Here is a 15,346-nt window from a genome sequence, read left to right on the forward strand (position 1 = left end):
GCGCCCATGCAGAAGATCGTGGTCAGGCAGGGCGACACCCTTACCCTCGTGCCGGCCCTGACGCCCCCGGCGACGCTCGTCCCGCCACCCCCGACACCCATCCCCAAAGGCACCGCGGGATTCCAGATCGAAGGGTTTCCCGCCTGCGTACCGGACGACATCGAGTCGCTGGTCATTTCTCCCGTCACCTATACGACGCCGGCCCTACCGCAGCCCGGATTCGGTCGCGTCGAGCTGAAGGTTCCCGCTCAGGACCGTGCCAAGTACGCCAGGACGAGCCAGGGTGAGACGGAAGTCGTCGTAAACGGTGGGCCGTTGGACGTGGTCTTCACCGTGAACACCCCAGCGAGTCACCCCTCCGGCGCCACGGACACCCCAGGGGCCACGTACCAGGGCAAGGCGACCCTCAACTGCCCCCGCGTACGGCCGGTGCGGGCCGGGTAGCCGCCGTTCCGGACAGCCGGCCCCCGGCCGGGAAGCGGGACTCGTCCACATAGCGGCCGAGTTTGGCGTACTCCTCGCGGACGGCCGCCAGCAGATCCGCCATGGCGAGCGGACGGTCCTCGTCGGCGGCCCGGTAGGCGGCGGTGATGACGCAGCAGCGGATCGCGCCGCCGGACAGGTCGACGGCCGCGGCGAGGGCCGCCAGGCCGGCCCCGTCGACGTCGTCGGCCCGGGGCACGGCGGGTCCCAGGCAGCGGTCCCACAGAGCCTGGCGCCGGGCTTCGTCGGGTGCGGGGAAGTGGACGACGAGGTCGAGACGGCGCAGGAACGCCGAGTCGATGTTGGCATGCATGTTGGTGGTGAGCAGGGCCAGGCCGTCAAAGGACTCCAGGCGCTGGAGGAGGTAGGACGTGCCGGTGTTGGCGTAGCGGTCGTGGGCGTCCTGGGTGGCCGTGCGCTTGCCGAAGACGGCATCCGCCTCGTCGAAGAGGAGGACGGCGTCGACGGCGTCGGCCGCGGAGAAGATCCGTTCCAGGTGTTTCTCGGTCTCGCCGATGTACTTGTCGACCACCGTGGCGAGATCGACGACGTACAGTTCGAGGCCCAGATCGGCGGCCACGACCTCCGCGGCCAGGGTCTTGCCGGTCCCGGAGCCGCCGCTGAACAGGGCGGTGACGCCACGTCCGCGTCCCCCTCCCGGCCGCATCCGCCACTCTCCCAGGACCCGGTCGCGATGGCGTACGCGCCGGGTGAGATCCCGCAGCTGCTCGTGCGTCCGCTCGGGCAGCACCAGATCGCCCCAGCCGACGGCGGGGTGTACGGGCCGGGCGAGCCGGTCGAGCGCGCCGCCGTTCCAGGAGCGGGCCGCGTCCCGGACCGCGGCCGCGTCGACGGGGGTGCCGTGCGCGGCGGCCTGCCGGACGGCCGCCGCGGCCACGGCGCGGATCCGGCGGGGGCCGAGCCGGTACCGGGCGCCGGCGGCGACCGCCGCGTCGGTGACGGTGACGGTGCCGGCCTGGGCGCCGAGTTCGTAGCGCCACAGCGCCGTGCGTTCCGGTCCCGTGAGGGGCGGGCAGTCCGCGAGCAGCGGGGTAACGGCCGTCCAACGGGCGTCCCACGGCTGCCGTCCGGTGAGGACCAGCGGGACCGGTGCGCCGTCGAGCGGGGCGAGCAGGTCGTGTACGTGCCGCGCGTCGGGGGAATCGACGGAGCCGACGATCAGCCCGTGGCCGCGCAGCCGTGCTTCGAGGAGCGCCGCGCGGACGGACCTCGCCGGGTCCGCCTCGTGGGCCAGGCCCGCGAGGTCCAGACGGAGCGCGGGCCGTCCGCACGCGCGCAGGGCCGCCTCGGCGACGGGTCCCGCCGTACCGTCCGGGCTGTCGCGCAGGTGGACCGGGTGGCGGTGGGCGAGCAGCCGGGTCAGGTGCCGCACGGCTTCGGCCAGGGGGCCTTCGCCCCATGCCGGGCCGGGTTCCGGCAGGGCCAGCAGATGGCGCATACCGGGCGGAAGGGTGTCGTCGCCCAGCAAGTGCGCGGTGACCCGGTCGGGGACCCGCAGGGCCCGGGTCAGATAGGGGCGGGAGACGTCGGGGATCTCCACGAGGCCACCGGCGCGCAGGGGCGCGTCGGCCGCGAAGACCCGGTGGGCGGTCGCCGAGGCACTCGGGATGCCACACAGGGCGAGCGCCAGGCCGGTGGTGGCGTGGCGGCAGGTGATGTCGTCGTTGAGGTAGCCGTAGCAGCGCTCGAACCGGGCGTCCACGTCGGGAGCGAGCGCGAGCACCACGATGTCGAGGGCGAGCGCATCCAGCCCGAACTCCTCGGCGAGGCGGCGCAGGGGCGGTGCGGCCCCGGCCGCCGCTGCCGCGTCCTCCCGGGTGCGCAGAGCGGCGGCAAGGGCGTCGTCCCCGGTGGCGGGGGGCAGGGGACCGGCCGGTGTGTCCAGGAGGTGCGTGGCCGTGTCGTCGGAGATGTAGAGCCCTTGGAACGGATCGAAGGGCGGCTCCAGGAACTCTGCCGGTGCGGACTCCTCGCCCGTACGGAGAGCGATCGCACGCCGCACCCGGGCCTCGACGACGGCCAGCCGGGCGAGGAGCCAGTCCGCGGCCGTGGGGGCGGGCGCTCCGGGGCGCGCGGTGGCGGTCACCGCGTGTCCTCGTCCGTCCCCGGTCCGGACTTGAGCGCCTCGCGGACCACAGGGGGCTCCTTCACCAAGTGGGGGATGTCCTCCGGGAGGGACGACAACAGGGGGATGGTCACGGTCACGTTCAGGGCGGGGACGAGGGTGTGGCCCACCGCGCTCCACAGTTCCGTCAGGGCTCGGTCCTCGGCCGGCGGATGGCCGACGTCGAGGTGGCCGGACAACTCCATCTCCTGCAGTTCCGGGGGCAGGGGCACGGGGAACGCCCGGCTCCTGGCGAAGCCGACGAGGAGTTCACCGAGGATGCGGTGGACGCCCAGGGCGTCCGGCGCCCAGGCGGTGACCAGATACGACAGTCGGGCGTAGCGCGGCGGGTCGAACTCGGCCTTCTTACGGGGGTGTTCCCCGTCGGCCGGTGGCCCGGCGTACTGGTAGACGGTGCCGGTCTGCCGCCGGTCGAGGTCCTCGCGGATGTCGTACAGATAGATGCCGACCGTCTCGGAACCGGCGGTCTCGCCGTGCGCTCCGTCGCGGCCGGGCGGCTGGAAGGTGACGGGGAAGCCCGGTGGTGGCCACGTCAGGTCCTGCCGTACTCGCAACTCCAGTGCCTGGTCGACCAGTTCGATCATGTCTGTGCCTCTGTCCGCGACGCCGGATGGGGGAGATGGGTGAGTGAGAGCCGATGGGGTCGGGGTCAGGGCGTTGCGGTCCCGCCGACCGCCTGCCGTACGTCGAGCCCCAGTGGTGTCCCGTCCAGAGCGCGGAGCGGCGTGGTGTCGACCACCGCGACGGCCTCTCCGGCCTCGTCGACCAGGTACACCAGATGCGCGGTGGGGTGCGGGTGCGGAGCGCTTCCGACGAGCTTCTCGCCGGCCGGAACGGTGAACCCGGGTGTTCCGGTCCGGGTGTCGAGCATCAGCAGCGCTCCGCTGTTCTCGGTGGTCACGAAGAGCCAGGCACCGTCAGCCGATACGGACACCGACTCGGGCCTGGCGAGCCGTGGGTGCCGCCAGGTCGCCACGACTGCGGGCGCGCCCGGCGCACCCTCGCCGTTGCCGGGGGAGCGCTCGATGACCGAGATGCTGTCGTCCCCGTGGTTGGCGACATAGGCCCGCAGCCCGCCCGGGGCGCTCGTCACGCCCATGGGGTCCCGGCCCACGTCCAGGGAGGTCACGTCGTGGTCGGAGAGGTGGACGCACCGCAGGGCGGCGGCGGTGCGGTCGGTGACATAGGCGTAGGCGCCGTCGTCGGTGACGGCCACGTCCCACGGCTGGGACGCGTCCGGCTGACCGACCGGGACGGGCGTCACCTTGGACCCGAAGACAGTGACCGTCCGGGTGGCGTAGTTGGCGACGAACAGTGTCCCGTCGTCGGAGAACGCCGCCGCGTACGGCACGTCGTCCTTGTCGAGGGGGCGGGACTCGGCGCTCTCGACATCGAGTCGCGAATCCTTCTTCAGGGTGATCACCGCCAGGCATGCTTCGCGGGGGTCGGGGCTGTCCTTCCTTCCCTTGTTGACCACGTACAGGGTGTGGTCGTCCCGGCAGACCAGCGCGTTGGGCCGGTCGATGTGCCATTGGGGGGCCGTGGCGACGACGCGCATCTCGTCGCCCGCGTTGAGTTCGATGCCGTACACCGCGCCCGACGCCCCGGCCCGCGACAGCGAGGATTCGGCGTCGACCGCATAGAGGTAGCGGCCGTCGGGGGAGAGGGCGAGCCCGGCGTTGAGGGGGGTCTTGGCGGTCTTGATCTTGATCGTTTCCCGATGCTCCGCCGGGTTGGTGGAGACGTTGAACACCTCAACCGTTGCCACTTGTCCCGCGTCGTTGGACACGTAGAGGGTTCCTCCGTCCGGTGACAGGGCCAGGCCGGTGGGCTGGTGCATGGAGGTCGGGGACTTGGCCACCGTCATCTCATGACGCCATGGGGCGTTCACCGCGTCGCGTGTGAGGACCGAGACGGTCCCGTTCTGGTAGTTGGCGACGTAGAGCCGGAGCTCGTCGGGCGACAGGGCCATCTCGTGCGGTCCGGACAGGACGCCCGTCGTCGCGTCGATGACGCCCTGGGGTTCCTGGGGCTTCCACTCTCCCGGCCCTGTCCTCCGGAGGATCGCGATCTGCCCGCCCGGCCGGCCCTCCCCGGTGGCAGCGAAGTCCGCCACGTAGAGCGTCCGGCCGTCCTTGGAGACGGTGGCACCGGTGGGCTCCTGGCACCCCAGGACCTCAGCTTTGATCGGGTACTTACCGCCCTTCGGGTCGACGAACGACACCGTCGCCGTACCGGAGTCGGCGGTCACCGCGTACCGGCTGTCGGGGGTGACGGCCACTCCGCGCGGGCACGCGCCGGACTCCAGGGAAACCGGCGTCACCTCGACGTCGCCGTCGGCACTGAGCCTCGTCCCCTGCGCGGGCGTGAGGACGAGGAGATGCGACGAGTCCGGACTGGTCGCGCAGGCGAACCCCAGGTCGGCTGCGAGGGCGACGTCCCAAGGCTTGTGCTCGGCCCCGAGGTTGATCGGGCCGAGCGGGGCGTGGCCGCCGAGGTCCAGTACCGCGACCTTGTCCGATGCGGAGTCGGCCACGTAGGCCCAGGTGCCGTCGGGGTCCACGGCGGCATTGACCGGCTTCGACCCCGCTCCGGTGGAGATACCGGTCGTCCTGCAAGGCGCGGCCCGTACGACGGTCAGCTGTCCGGTGGCCTGGTCGGTGACATAGGAGTGGTGGCCTTCCGGGCCGAACACCACCCCGACCGGCACCCCTCCTACCGGCACGGCCGTGTGGTCGAGGGTGTCCGGGAGGATGGCGGTGAGGAGGCCCGAGGTCTGGCCGACGACGTGGATCACGCCGCCGTCCGGGGCGAAGGCCACGGCGATTGGGTGCGGCCCGACCAGGACGGTGCGGGGGGTGCCGACCCGGCCGCTGTGCACGTCCACAGTGGCGACGGAGACGGACGCGGAGCCGTAGTTGGCCACGCAAAGGTGGTCGCCGGCGGGGCTGAGCGCGAGGGCGCGGGGCTCGGCCCCCACGGGCACGGGGTCGCCCGACGGCGCGCCGTCCGAGTCCAGGTCCAGCACCGTCACCCGGCCGTCGGCCGTGCCCTCCCCCCGGCTCGCGACGTACACGAACCGTCCTCCCGGCGCCACCGCGGCCGCCCTGGTGAGCCCGGGTACAGAGACGGGAGGCATGGTGACGAACGGCGCGCCCGCCTGGCTCACGTCGACCACCGACACCGTGGCGTCCGTCTCGTCGATCACACAGACCCGTCGTGTTCCGCCGCCCGGAGCCGACACCAGCGCGCAGGGGCCGCTGCCGACCGGCAGGGGCGGCCCCTGTTGAAGTCCTTCCTTGTCGAACACCACGACCGTGCCGTCCGCCCACGCGGCCACGCAGACCCGGTCGTCCACGAGTCCTGCCACGACGGCACACGGGCCGTTCCCGGCGGGAACGGTACGCATGACCGGGTGTTCCGGAGCCGTGAGGTCCACCACGGACAGCGTTCCGTCGTCGTGGTTCACGACGTAGGCCCGTGTGCCGTCCGAACTGACGGCGACGGCACGTGGGTTGCTGCCCGCAGCGGTGACACCGACCTCGGGGCGCTCCGGTGCCGTGAGACCCACGACGGCCAGCGCGTCCGCACCCCAGTCCGGGGACAGCAACAAGGGCTCGTTCCGCTCGCTCATGAGGGCACCTCCGCCACGGTGACTCGGTGTTCGACGGAATACACGGTTTCGCCGGGCCCGCAGGGGATTCGCACGACCGGGTCCGACGGCGAGCCGTCGAGCGGATCGACCGGGACGAGCTCGGCCGTGGCGACCCGGCCCACCCCCGGCACCCGTTCCAGGACCCGGAACGCCTCGCCCGCGTACACCGGGCGCCCCAGCGGCCATCCGGTGCCGTCCGGTCCGCCGGTGACGGGGCTGAAGTACCGGTACAGGGCGCGTTCCGCGGCGGCACGCAGCTCGTCGCGTTCGTCGGCGGTGCGGTAATCGGCGGGAACGATCCGGGCATCGACCCGGATGCCGTGGTAGACGGGCTGCTTCAGCCACACCGGAACGCCCTCCGGCTGGCAGGCGCGCAGGGAGCGGCGCAAGGTGTCGCAGGCGTCGCGGGAGGGGGTGAGCATGTGGAAGGGGAACCAGCCCCGTTCGTCGGTGGTCACGAAGGGGATGACCATCAGCGTCACGCCGGCCTGGGTGCTGCCGCCGCTGGTGTCGGTGTAGCCGTTCCTGCCGTCGTGCGAGGTGGAGACGTTGCGCACGCTGACGATGCGGTCGTCCGGGTTCTTCAGCCGGCTGATCTCGCCCGGGCGCCTGCCGTTGCCCGCCGCACCGAGCGTGGTTTTGTACGAACCGTGCACGGTGATGGGTGTGCCCGGGGGCAGGGGAATGGCGCCGTACCGCCGGCTGCCCCCGGGTACGCCCGTCACCTCCGGACCGAAGTGGACCTCGCCCGTACTGGCGTTGATGACCACGTCCTTGCTGTCCTCAAGGGAATCGTGGAAGGACGTGACGGTATGCCAGTTCTCTTCGCCGACGCGCACCTTGGGAAGCTCTTCGTTCTCCGGGACGTACACGGGGGAGTACAACAGGGGGTAGACCTGACCGGGCTTGTCCGTGGACTTGCACTCCTTTTGTGCCCCGCTGCGCTCCTCGTACTGTTCGGCGGGAACGGCGTCCGTCGTCCCGGAGTCGACGTAGACCGTGTAGGGCGTGGTGGGTGTGCCTTTGGGGTCGAGGATCTGGACGGCGATCCAGCAGGCGGCCCGCTCGTTCGGGACGCTGTCGTCCCGTCTGTCGACGGCGTCCTGCGCCGTGCTGACGAGGTCACCGCCGGCGACGGCCGTTCGCCAGCGCGCGGACTGGGTCAGGTGGACGGGATGGGCGGAGACCGTCGACCCGTCGGCCACCGTGATCTCTTGCGCGGGCGCGGAGGCATAGGCGAGGGGAACGGCGGTGTCCCACCACGGAGTTGACTTCCTCGGCGCGAACACGGATACCGCGATGCGGTCCTCCGGTCCACGGTCACCTCCCGCCGTTTCACGGTCGCCTCCCGCCGTCACCCAGAGCGTGAGGTGGTCCGGATCGTGCGATTCCTCGATCTTCACCAGAGCCAGGACCAGTCCGCCGCCCTCCTTGAAGGGCCCGGAGAACGTCCCGTTCTCCTGGTAGTCACCCGCCTCGAACATCTCGACGGCGGCGGTGATGCCGGGAACGAGTCCGAGGTGTGCCGCGCCCGCCGCGTCCGGCGGTCTGCGCGTGGCCTCCCCCGTCGTCGTGAAGACCAGGTCGCGCTTACCCGTGGTGACCTGAATCCCTGCGGGAGCCGTCAGCACGCCTGGCGCCAGAGTGAAGACGACGTCTGTCCTGGCCGGCAGCCACGGCAGGTAGTTGCGGGCCGGGTCGAGCGCGTCGTCGGGTATGTCCCGGACGTGGTGGATGCGGGCCATGCCCGCCGAAGCGGCCAGTGCGAGCTGCTCGTAGTCGGCGGGGACGACCGCTCGCTCCGGCACCGGGGAGCCCAGGGGCAGGCGCCTGGCGCAGGCGGCCGCGCTCTCGCCTTCCGTGCCGCCGATCGCCGGTGCGGGGTTGGTCACGTCGGAGACGTACGGCAGCGGTGTGCGCAGCACGGTGACGGTGCGGGCGGGCACGTTGCCCCGGGCACCGCCGCCGGTCAGATAGCGCCGGATACGGACGACCGCTCCTGCCGGAAGTGGCGCACCGCGCTGTCGTGGTCCTCGGGCACCGGCCACCACGGGTGCGAAGACGGCCTCCCCGGTGCGCGGGTCGAGGGTGAAGTGCCGGTCGTCGGGCCCCGATCCGGCGAGCGAGGCGACGTACGTCCACTGTGCGGTCCGGCCGTCGAGGACGGCTTCGACGACGAGGGGGTCGGTGCTGCGGGTCAGCGGGGGATGGGCGAAGCGGAGGCGTTCGCCGGGGGCGCCCGTCGCGGTGCCCAGGGTCTCGTGCTGTACGAGCCGGGCCTGGATGACGGGGACGGAGACGGCGAGCACCGGCGCGAGCTCGACCCGGGTCAGCGGGCTCCGGACCCCGTCGAAGCAGTAGCGGATCAGCCCTACGTCCCTCAGGCGCTGCACGGAGTCGCCGCCGTCTTCGCCGGCCGTCCGGTGGAGCAGCAGCTGGGCGGGGGCGTGAGCGGGGGGCAGGTCGAGCGTGACCTTGCCCGACCGGCCCTGGGCGGCCACGGTGTCCGTGACGACCCGGCAGCCGGTCCAGTGCGTTCCCTGCCATGCCTCCCAGTGCCCCCGGCTGAGGCTTGTGCCCGCCTTGGGCGCGAGACCGACGCCCATGCTCACGTCCAGCGTCACACGCGTACTCGGTACCGGTACCGACAGGACGACCAGGGCATACGACGACAGCGGGGAGTCGCCACCGCTTGTGGTCACCGAGCCGGTGTCCGCGAAGGCGTCCCCGGGCGGCGGGAAGTCGCCGAGGTAGGGGAGGTTGAGGTGGAATGCCGGTCCGGCGAAGTCGGGGCCGGCCGGTTCGACGGGCCGACCCGCTCCCGGGCCGAAGGCGGTCAGGGCGCCCTCCAGAGTGCCGTCGGCCCTCCTCGATTCCGCGAAGTGCCCGGTGGCGAGGAGGACACAGGGGTTGAGCACGGCCTCCGTCAGCGTGCTGAAGACGACCGGCTCCGCCGCGCCCACCGGTCGCGTGGCCACCTCCTGGCCCGCGGGGACGACCACCGGCTCGGGCGACGGCGCGGCGAGCCCGAGGACGACCTCGGCCTGCGCGGGCGACGGCCGGTAGGGCCGCACGCCCAGGAGCCGCAGCATCTGCAGCCGGCGCTGGTCGGGGGCCAGGTTGAGCCGGTCGCGCAGGGCCATGACCATGTCGGCGCAGGTCTCGATCAGGCCCCGGCCGGGGTCCGTCCGGTCCTGGCCGTTCCAGGCACGCTCCGCCCGCCGTACGGCGGCGACGGCGGTGGCGACGACCTTGTCGCGGGTGCGCCCGTCGTACTCGGGTGTCGGCAGACTCATCCCTGCTGTGACCTCTCATCAGGACCCTTGCGCGCGAGGGTGACCGTGACCTTGAAGGGGAGGTGGGCGGGGCAGTGTGCCCGTACCAGGCGCGTGAGGCTGCTCTCCAGCGCCCGCTGGTCCTCGGTGGCCGGGGCGGTCAGGGCGACGTCGAGCAGGCGTCCGGCTCCGGGCGCCTGGTCGTCGAGGGTGAAGGCGCGGCCCGGGTCGACGACGACGAGCTTGAAGCCGGGCGGCACCCAGCCGTGGATCTCCCGGGCCTCCAGGTGCAGCCCGTACGGTGTCCCGCGGTGAGCGGCCAGGCGGGGCGCGAGATCGACGGCCTTGCGTCGCAGGATCTCCGGCCAGCCCGGCTCCACCCGGGCGCCGGTGATCCGGATCAGCCAGTCCAGGAAGGCCGGTGGCGCGCGCCATGGGTCGAGCACCGCGTCGAGACCGTCGATCCGTTCCTCGGCGGGAGCCATGATCTCGCCGATCGCGGCGGCGAACGCGAGCGTGACCTCGTCGTGCCCGTAGACGGCCGGCAGAGGGAGCGGACGTGCGGGGTACGGCGACATGCGCGGTCCTCTCTTCCTCAGCCTTCGGTGATGTCGACGAAGATGTCCACGCCGTCCACGAGGACCAGTCCGCCTTCCGAGACCTCGACGGACGGCACGGCCCCGTCGCTGTCGCCGTCGCCGACGAACAGACTCACGTCGGTCGTGTCCCGGACCCACGGCACCGCCTCCAGCACGGTGAAGACGTCGCCAGCGTGGACCCGACGGCCCCACGGCCAGCCCCGCCCGTCGGGCCCGCCGGCCGTGGGGTGGAAGAAGCGGCGCAGGGCCCGTTCGGCTGCCAGCCCGGTCCGCTCCCGGTCCGCCGGCGTGCAGCTCCAGGGGCGTACGGTCGCCGCGATTCCGAAGCGGTGGTAGTCGGGTTCCCTGACCAGCAGTCGTTCGCCCAGCAGCCGGGTGGCGTCGGCGACGCCCACCACCGAGTCCCGGACGTGCGCAGGGATGTCGAACGCGGCACCGGACGGTTCCTCCTCCGGATCTCCCTCGAAGCGGGGCACCAGAAGGACGTGGAGCGGGTCGTCCTCGCGACGCCAGAGGGCGGGCTCGGTCCTCGTCCCCTTCATGAAGAAGAAGACGCCGTCGATGACGGCCACCGCGTCCGGGGACACCTGGCATTGCGGGGAGAGGCCGGGGAACGCCTCCGAGATCAGGGACCGCACCCCCCGGCTGCCCGGCTTCGGTACGAAGGCCCGGTCGGTGGAGGCGTAGGCATAGGCGCGGTGGTAGAAGGTCTCGCCCTTGAAGAAGAACAGTTCGTAGGTGTCGGCCGAGCCGGGGTCGGCGAGGACGGCCACCTCGTCGAGGTTCGACGAGAACTCCGCCGGCAGATCGGGGAACGCGTCGCTGATGTTCTGTGGTGACGCGTCCGCACCGTCCCAGAGGCACTGGGCCCCGTAGAACCACAGTCTGGGCTCGTCCTCGCCGGTGCGGATGACGGCGTCGAGGCACTTGGCGTTCGCGACGGGCTGAGGCACCGCATCACCGGGCTCAGGCACCGCATCACCTTCGTCGGGCCCGCCCGGTCGTTCCAGGGGCACCGGGAGAGGGGCGAGGGTTCCGCCGTCGTCGAAGTAGTGCACGACCCGCAGCGGGTCCCGGGCGGCGACGGCACAGGCGAGGACTTCGGCCGGGCGGTGCGGCACCGTGAGGGCGGTGGGCAGGCGTGAGTCGGTGGGCCGGGTGAGCGCGGTGACCCGGACCCGGGCCAGCCCCGCCACGTGCTCCTCGATGATCTGCTCGTGGTCGGCGGCCGTGACCGCGCGGCGCAGCGGGGCCAGGCCCAGCCCCGCGCGCTCCAACGCCTGCCGCCAGTCCTCCGCGTCCTCGGCGGGGGCGAGCACGCCGAGGACGGTCGCGTACAGCCCGGCCTGCGACACCGCCGTCAGTGGTGTTCCGCTGGGCACGCTGCCCTTCCGCCCTCGGTACACGTGGTATTCCGCGCTGATTTCCGTGCCCGCCGACGGCACGTTCCCATGCTGTTCGGGCCGGCCCTCGGCGGGGACCAGAGGCCCGAGAACGACCTCGCACGAGGCGTCGTCCCACCAGTAGACCCGGTCGTCCGGCCCGGCCTCCGCGAAGGTACGGACCGCCCGCCAGACGTCGCCCCCGACCCGGAGCGTCAGCGGTGGGCCGAACGCGGGCTCCGCGACCGGAGTGCCGGGCCCCCAGGGGCGGTGGCGGGTCGCGAAGCGGCCGCCCGGGAGGCCGTCGGACGTGCCCAGCACCTCGGTGACCGGGACGAGTTGTTCGACGGCCGCCACGACGCCTGTGGACTGGTTCTCGGCGAGGACGAGCGGTGCGGTGGTCGTCAGGATGACCGGCTGCTCGCCCTTGGTCATGACCTTGGTTCCCTCAGGGATCTTGCGGCGTCCGGTCGTGGTGTCGGTGCGTGTGAAGAGAACGGTGATCCTGGCGGGTGACGCGGGAAGCGGCGTGATGCCCATGAGCCGCAGCAGGGCCGATCGCTGACGCTGCGTCATGCGATTGACTCGGTAGAGCAGTTGGTCGGTCCGCTCGGCGCAAGCCTCGATCAGGGTGACACCGGGGTCGGAGACGTTGTGATCGGTCCACTCGGGGACACGCTGCGGCAGGGCACGCTTGGCGGCGTCCACGAGCGGCTGGAAGCGCAGGTCGTCCAGGTCCGGGACGGGAACACCGGACACGTCGTCCACGTCGGACGCGTCGGACAACGCGGATGGCTCGGGCGGCAGATCGGCCGTGGGGAGGTCACTCACTGGGGGAGTCTCCGGGCAGGGTGTAGAAGGGAAAGACGAGGTTGCGGGGTTCGTTGGTGGCGCGCAGCCGGTAGCGGATGTCGATGTAGAGCACGCCGATGTCCTCGCTGTCCGTGCTGAACAGCAGGTCGTCGACCTCGATCCGCGGTTCCCACCGGTCGAGTGCCCGGCGCACCTCCGCATCGGCACGGGCGACGGTCGTGGCGTCGAGCGAGTCGAAGACCAGGCCGTGGATCCCGCAGCCGAACTCCGGCCGCATCGGGCGCTCGCCCGGCGCGGTGGACAGGATGAGGCGCACGGCCTGTGCCACGTCCTCGGCGCCGGTCGCCAGACCCACCCGGCCGGTGCCGGTGATGACGGCGGGGAACGCCCACCCCGCGCCGATGATGTCCACGCTCTTCTTCCCTCCGTGCCGGGTCAGTTGATGCAGGGTCAGTTGATGTCGACGGTGTTGCCGGTGATCGTGGTCCGCTGCCCTTCGAGCTTGAGCTCGCCGCCGCTCTTCACGGTGACGGTGGCGCCCTCCAGCGTCAGCTGCCCGCCGCCGCTGCCGGCCGCCGTGACGGTCACCGTGCCGGCCCGGAGCATCAGGGTGCCGGTCTCGCCCGCATCGATGGTCAAGGTGCCGTCGCCGCGGCCGTCGAGCGAGACCCGCACGGTCTTCGCTCCCTCCCCCGCCGTGAGGGCGAGGGTGGTGTCCTTCCGGTCGAGGTGGGTGACGAGCTTGCCGTCGCCGCTCAGGAGCCGGACGCCCTGGGGGCCGTCGGCGGCGCTGAGCAGTTCGAGGCGATCACCTGAACGGGACGCCAGCGAACGCCTGTTGGCCCGGCCCGTACCGGCGTCGACGAGTGGCAGGCCGTGATCGGTGGGGGCGTCGACGCCGTTGTAGAGCCCGCCGAGGACGTACGGCCGGTCCAGCCGCCCGTGCTCGAACCCGACGAGGACCTCGTCCCCCGCCTCCGGAGCGAACACGCCGCCGCCACCGGCCCCGCCCCACTGGACGGTACGGACCCAGTCCGTCACATAGTCCTGCGACAGCCACGGAAGACGCAGCCGTACGGCGCCCCGCTGACCCTTCCCCGGTTCCTTGATGTCCGTGACGACCGCCACCGCGACGCCCAGCGCGCACAGCGGCGGCGGGTAGGGCACGACGGGCGGGGGGAGCGGGCCCACCCGGACCAGGGTCCGGTAACCCTGGTCCCCGTCGAAGACATGACCGCAGGAGGTGAGGGTGTACTTGCCGGTGAACGGCTCACCCACCCCGGCCAGCGCCACCGGGACGCCCGCCCGCAGCTCGGGGGTGCCCGCGACCTCGGCGGCCAGCGTGGCCATCGCCGCCGCCGACTCCGCCGCCAGCGCGCGGGCCGCCGCATCCACCTGCGGCGCCGTGGTGTGCGCCCGGCCGCCGACGAGCAGTTCCGGCGCCGGCCCGGGGAAGGCCGTGCCGAGCCGCGCGGGCGTGACGCCCAGGCGCAGCCGATCGCTGTCGCCCGCACCGGCCTTCGCGGACAGCGCGGCCTTGCCGTCGGGATCCCAGCCCCGGACCTCCACCTCGGCGACCTGCGCCTCGGAGGACACGGCCGCGCGCAGCCCCAGCAGGTTCACCCCGTGCTCCAGGACGAACGGACTCCGGTCCGCCCCCGTGCCGGGTGCGGGCGCCGCGTCGGCGGCGGCCGGGCGGCGCATGTGCAGGGTGCTCCCGTCGACCGTCAGGCGCAGGCCGCGCTGGTCGGCCAGGTGGTTCAGGAACTCCCAGTCGGTCAGGTTGGGTTGGGCCAGGTGCGGGATGCGGGTGCGCTCGGCGTCGATCCGGCCGGTCGTCAGCCCGTGCCGGGAGGCGGCCTGCCCGGCGACCTCGGCCACCGTGGTGTCGACGTAGGCGGTCACCCGCCGTCCCCGCGTCAGCCGGTGCCCCCGGTCCATGGCCCGCACGGTCGTGAACGTCCCGTCGGCGTCCACCTCGGTCTCCAGCGCCGTGACCTCGCCGTCGAAGATCCCCGCCCGGGTGCGGCGGCGTGCGGCGGCCACCGCCACGGTCAGCGGTGCGCCGACGGCGATCCGCGCCGCTGCCAGCAACTGGTGCCCGGGATCGCGGAACCGCAAGGTCGCACGGGCCGGCAGACCCACCGACGTGTCCACGGAAGCCTCCACCAGCCGTTCCGCCCACAGCTCCCGCAGCGGGGAGCCGAACGCGATGAGCGGCTCCGCCGCGTACAGCCGCTCCGTCACCAGGCACCTCCCGCGGGCCGTTCCTCCAGGACCGGCAGGACCAGCACCGTGCCCACGGGTATCCGGGCCGGATCGTCGACGCCGTTGGCCGCGGCGATCGCCCGCCACCTCGTCGGATCGCCGTACGCCCGCCACGCCAGTCCGGCCAGGGTGTCGCCCGCCACCACGAGGTGGGTGTCCACCGCCCCGTCGCCGCCCGACGTCGGGTTCTGCCGGGGCGTCGAGCCGCCCACCTCCTCCAGGGAGACGGTGCAGGTGGCGCGCAGCGGTGTCCCGTCGTGCCCGAACCGGGTGTACGCCGCGTCGACCTGCGTCACGAGCGCGAGGAACGCGGTCGTGCGCGAACGCCCCCACTCCAGCCGCACCCAGGGCGCCGACGCGGGCTTCGCCGTGGCGCTCCGCGCGGTCGGGGCGCAGCAGTCGAGCAGCTTCTCCACCTGGTCCTGTACGCCGGAGCGGAAGTCGCCCGCGTCCAGGAACACCTCCAGCGTCATCGTGCGCGGCTGGGCCCCCACGAACTGCGCCCGTGCCGCCTCCTCGCTGGAGGGCGCCGGGCTGCGGTCCCAGCGGGCCTGCTTGCCGACCTGGACCCGCTCGGGGTTGAAGTGGAAGCGGACGCGGCCGCGTTCCGGCCCCGGGGCGTTGCCGGTCCCCGTCGGCGGGTCGTAGATCACGAGGGCGGCGCGTACCGGCGCGCCTCCCAGCAGCTCGGGAAGCATGTGGTCCTCTCGACGGTTCGGGCGGGT

Annotated in this window: 10 protein-coding genes; 1 reads left to right on the forward strand and 9 read right to left on the reverse strand. The window is 72.8% G+C overall.

Annotated elements, in window-relative coordinates:
* Window positions 1-6: 6 nt before the first annotated feature.
* The gene (locus ACRAS8_RS35635) at window positions 7-444 is read left to right on the forward strand and encodes a hypothetical protein (RefSeq protein ID WP_438490167.1); all 438 of its coding nucleotides are present in this window, start codon (window positions 7-9) and stop codon (window positions 442-444) included.
* On the opposite strand, the gene ACRAS8_RS35640 is transcribed toward ACRAS8_RS35635, so the two are convergent.
* From ACRAS8_RS35640 to ACRAS8_RS35680, 9 genes are all read right to left on the reverse strand, one after another.
* Window positions 407-2,590, reverse strand: a complete 2,184-nt coding sequence (locus tag ACRAS8_RS35640) for an ATP-binding protein (protein ID WP_438490168.1) — start codon at window positions 2,588-2,590, stop codon at window positions 407-409. The two genes, ACRAS8_RS35635 and ACRAS8_RS35640, sit on opposite strands and share 38 nt — an antisense overlap.
* Window positions 2,587-3,213, reverse strand: coding sequence for a DUF4255 domain-containing protein (locus tag ACRAS8_RS35645; protein ID WP_438490169.1), 627 nt, complete (start codon window positions 3,211-3,213; stop codon window positions 2,587-2,589). Before ACRAS8_RS35645 ends, ACRAS8_RS35640 begins: the two co-directional genes overlap by 4 nt.
* A gap of 65 nt (window positions 3,214-3,278) precedes the next feature.
* Complete coding sequence (locus ACRAS8_RS35650; protein ID WP_438490170.1) at window positions 3,279-6,263, reverse strand: beta-propeller fold lactonase family protein; 2,985 nt, start codon at window positions 6,261-6,263, stop codon at window positions 3,279-3,281.
* The gene (locus tag ACRAS8_RS35655) at window positions 6,260-9,580 is read right to left on the reverse strand and encodes a baseplate J/gp47 family protein (RefSeq protein ID WP_438490171.1); all 3,321 of its coding nucleotides are present in this window, start codon (window positions 9,578-9,580) and stop codon (window positions 6,260-6,262) included. Before ACRAS8_RS35655 ends, ACRAS8_RS35650 begins: the two co-directional genes overlap by 4 nt.
* The gene (locus ACRAS8_RS35660; RefSeq protein ID WP_438490172.1) at window positions 9,577-10,137 is read right to left on the reverse strand and encodes a phage tail protein; all 561 of its coding nucleotides are present in this window, start codon (window positions 10,135-10,137) and stop codon (window positions 9,577-9,579) included. Before ACRAS8_RS35660 ends, ACRAS8_RS35655 begins: the two co-directional genes overlap by 4 nt.
* 17 nt (window positions 10,138-10,154) lie before the next feature.
* Window positions 10,155-12,371, reverse strand: coding sequence for a hypothetical protein (locus ACRAS8_RS35665; protein WP_438490173.1), 2,217 nt, complete (start codon window positions 12,369-12,371; stop codon window positions 10,155-10,157).
* Window positions 12,364-12,765 (reverse strand): GPW/gp25 family protein, encoded by a 402-nt coding sequence (locus ACRAS8_RS35670; RefSeq protein ID WP_438490174.1) that lies wholly within the window; start codon window positions 12,763-12,765, stop codon window positions 12,364-12,366. The genes ACRAS8_RS35665 and ACRAS8_RS35670 overlap by 8 nt, the downstream gene beginning before the upstream one ends.
* A 38-nt stretch (window positions 12,766-12,803) precedes the next feature.
* Window positions 12,804-14,600 carry a VgrG-related protein gene (locus ACRAS8_RS35675; RefSeq protein WP_438490175.1) on the reverse strand — a complete coding sequence of 599 codons (1,797 nt, stop codon included), beginning with the start codon at window positions 14,598-14,600 and terminating at the stop codon, window positions 12,804-12,806.
* Window positions 14,597-15,319: a CIS tube protein gene (locus ACRAS8_RS35680; protein ID WP_438490176.1), complete on the reverse strand. Its 723-nt coding sequence runs from the start codon at window positions 15,317-15,319 to the stop codon at window positions 14,597-14,599. Before ACRAS8_RS35680 ends, ACRAS8_RS35675 begins: the two co-directional genes overlap by 4 nt.
* Window positions 15,320-15,346: the final 27 nt, after the last annotated feature.

It is taken from the genome of Streptomyces sp. S186 (assembly GCF_051603415.1).
In the GTDB taxonomy this organism is placed as follows: Bacteria; Actinomycetota; Actinomycetes; order Streptomycetales; family Streptomycetaceae; genus Streptomyces.

What these genes read in the sequence shown, in the direction of transcription:
- ACRAS8_RS35655 (WP_438490171.1), bottom strand. Translation starts at nt 9,580, where the DNA reads ATGAGTCTGCCGACACCCGAGTACGACGGGCGCACCCGCGACAAGGTC.
- ACRAS8_RS35645 (WP_438490169.1), bottom strand. Translation starts at nt 3,213, where the DNA reads ATGATCGAACTGGTCGACCAGGCACTGGAGTTGCGAGTACGGCAGGAC.
- ACRAS8_RS35635 (WP_438490167.1), top strand. Translation starts at nt 7, where the DNA reads ATGCAGAAGATCGTGGTCAGGCAGGGCGACACCCTTACCCTCGTGCCG.
- ACRAS8_RS35650 (WP_438490170.1), bottom strand. Translation starts at nt 6,263, where the DNA reads ATGAGCGAGCGGAACGAGCCCTTGTTGCTGTCCCCGGACTGGGGTGCG.
- ACRAS8_RS35660 (WP_438490172.1), bottom strand. Translation starts at nt 10,137, where the DNA reads ATGTCGCCGTACCCCGCACGTCCGCTCCCTCTGCCGGCCGTCTACGGG.
- ACRAS8_RS35680 (WP_438490176.1), bottom strand. Translation starts at nt 15,319, where the DNA reads ATGCTTCCCGAGCTGCTGGGAGGCGCGCCGGTACGCGCCGCCCTCGTG.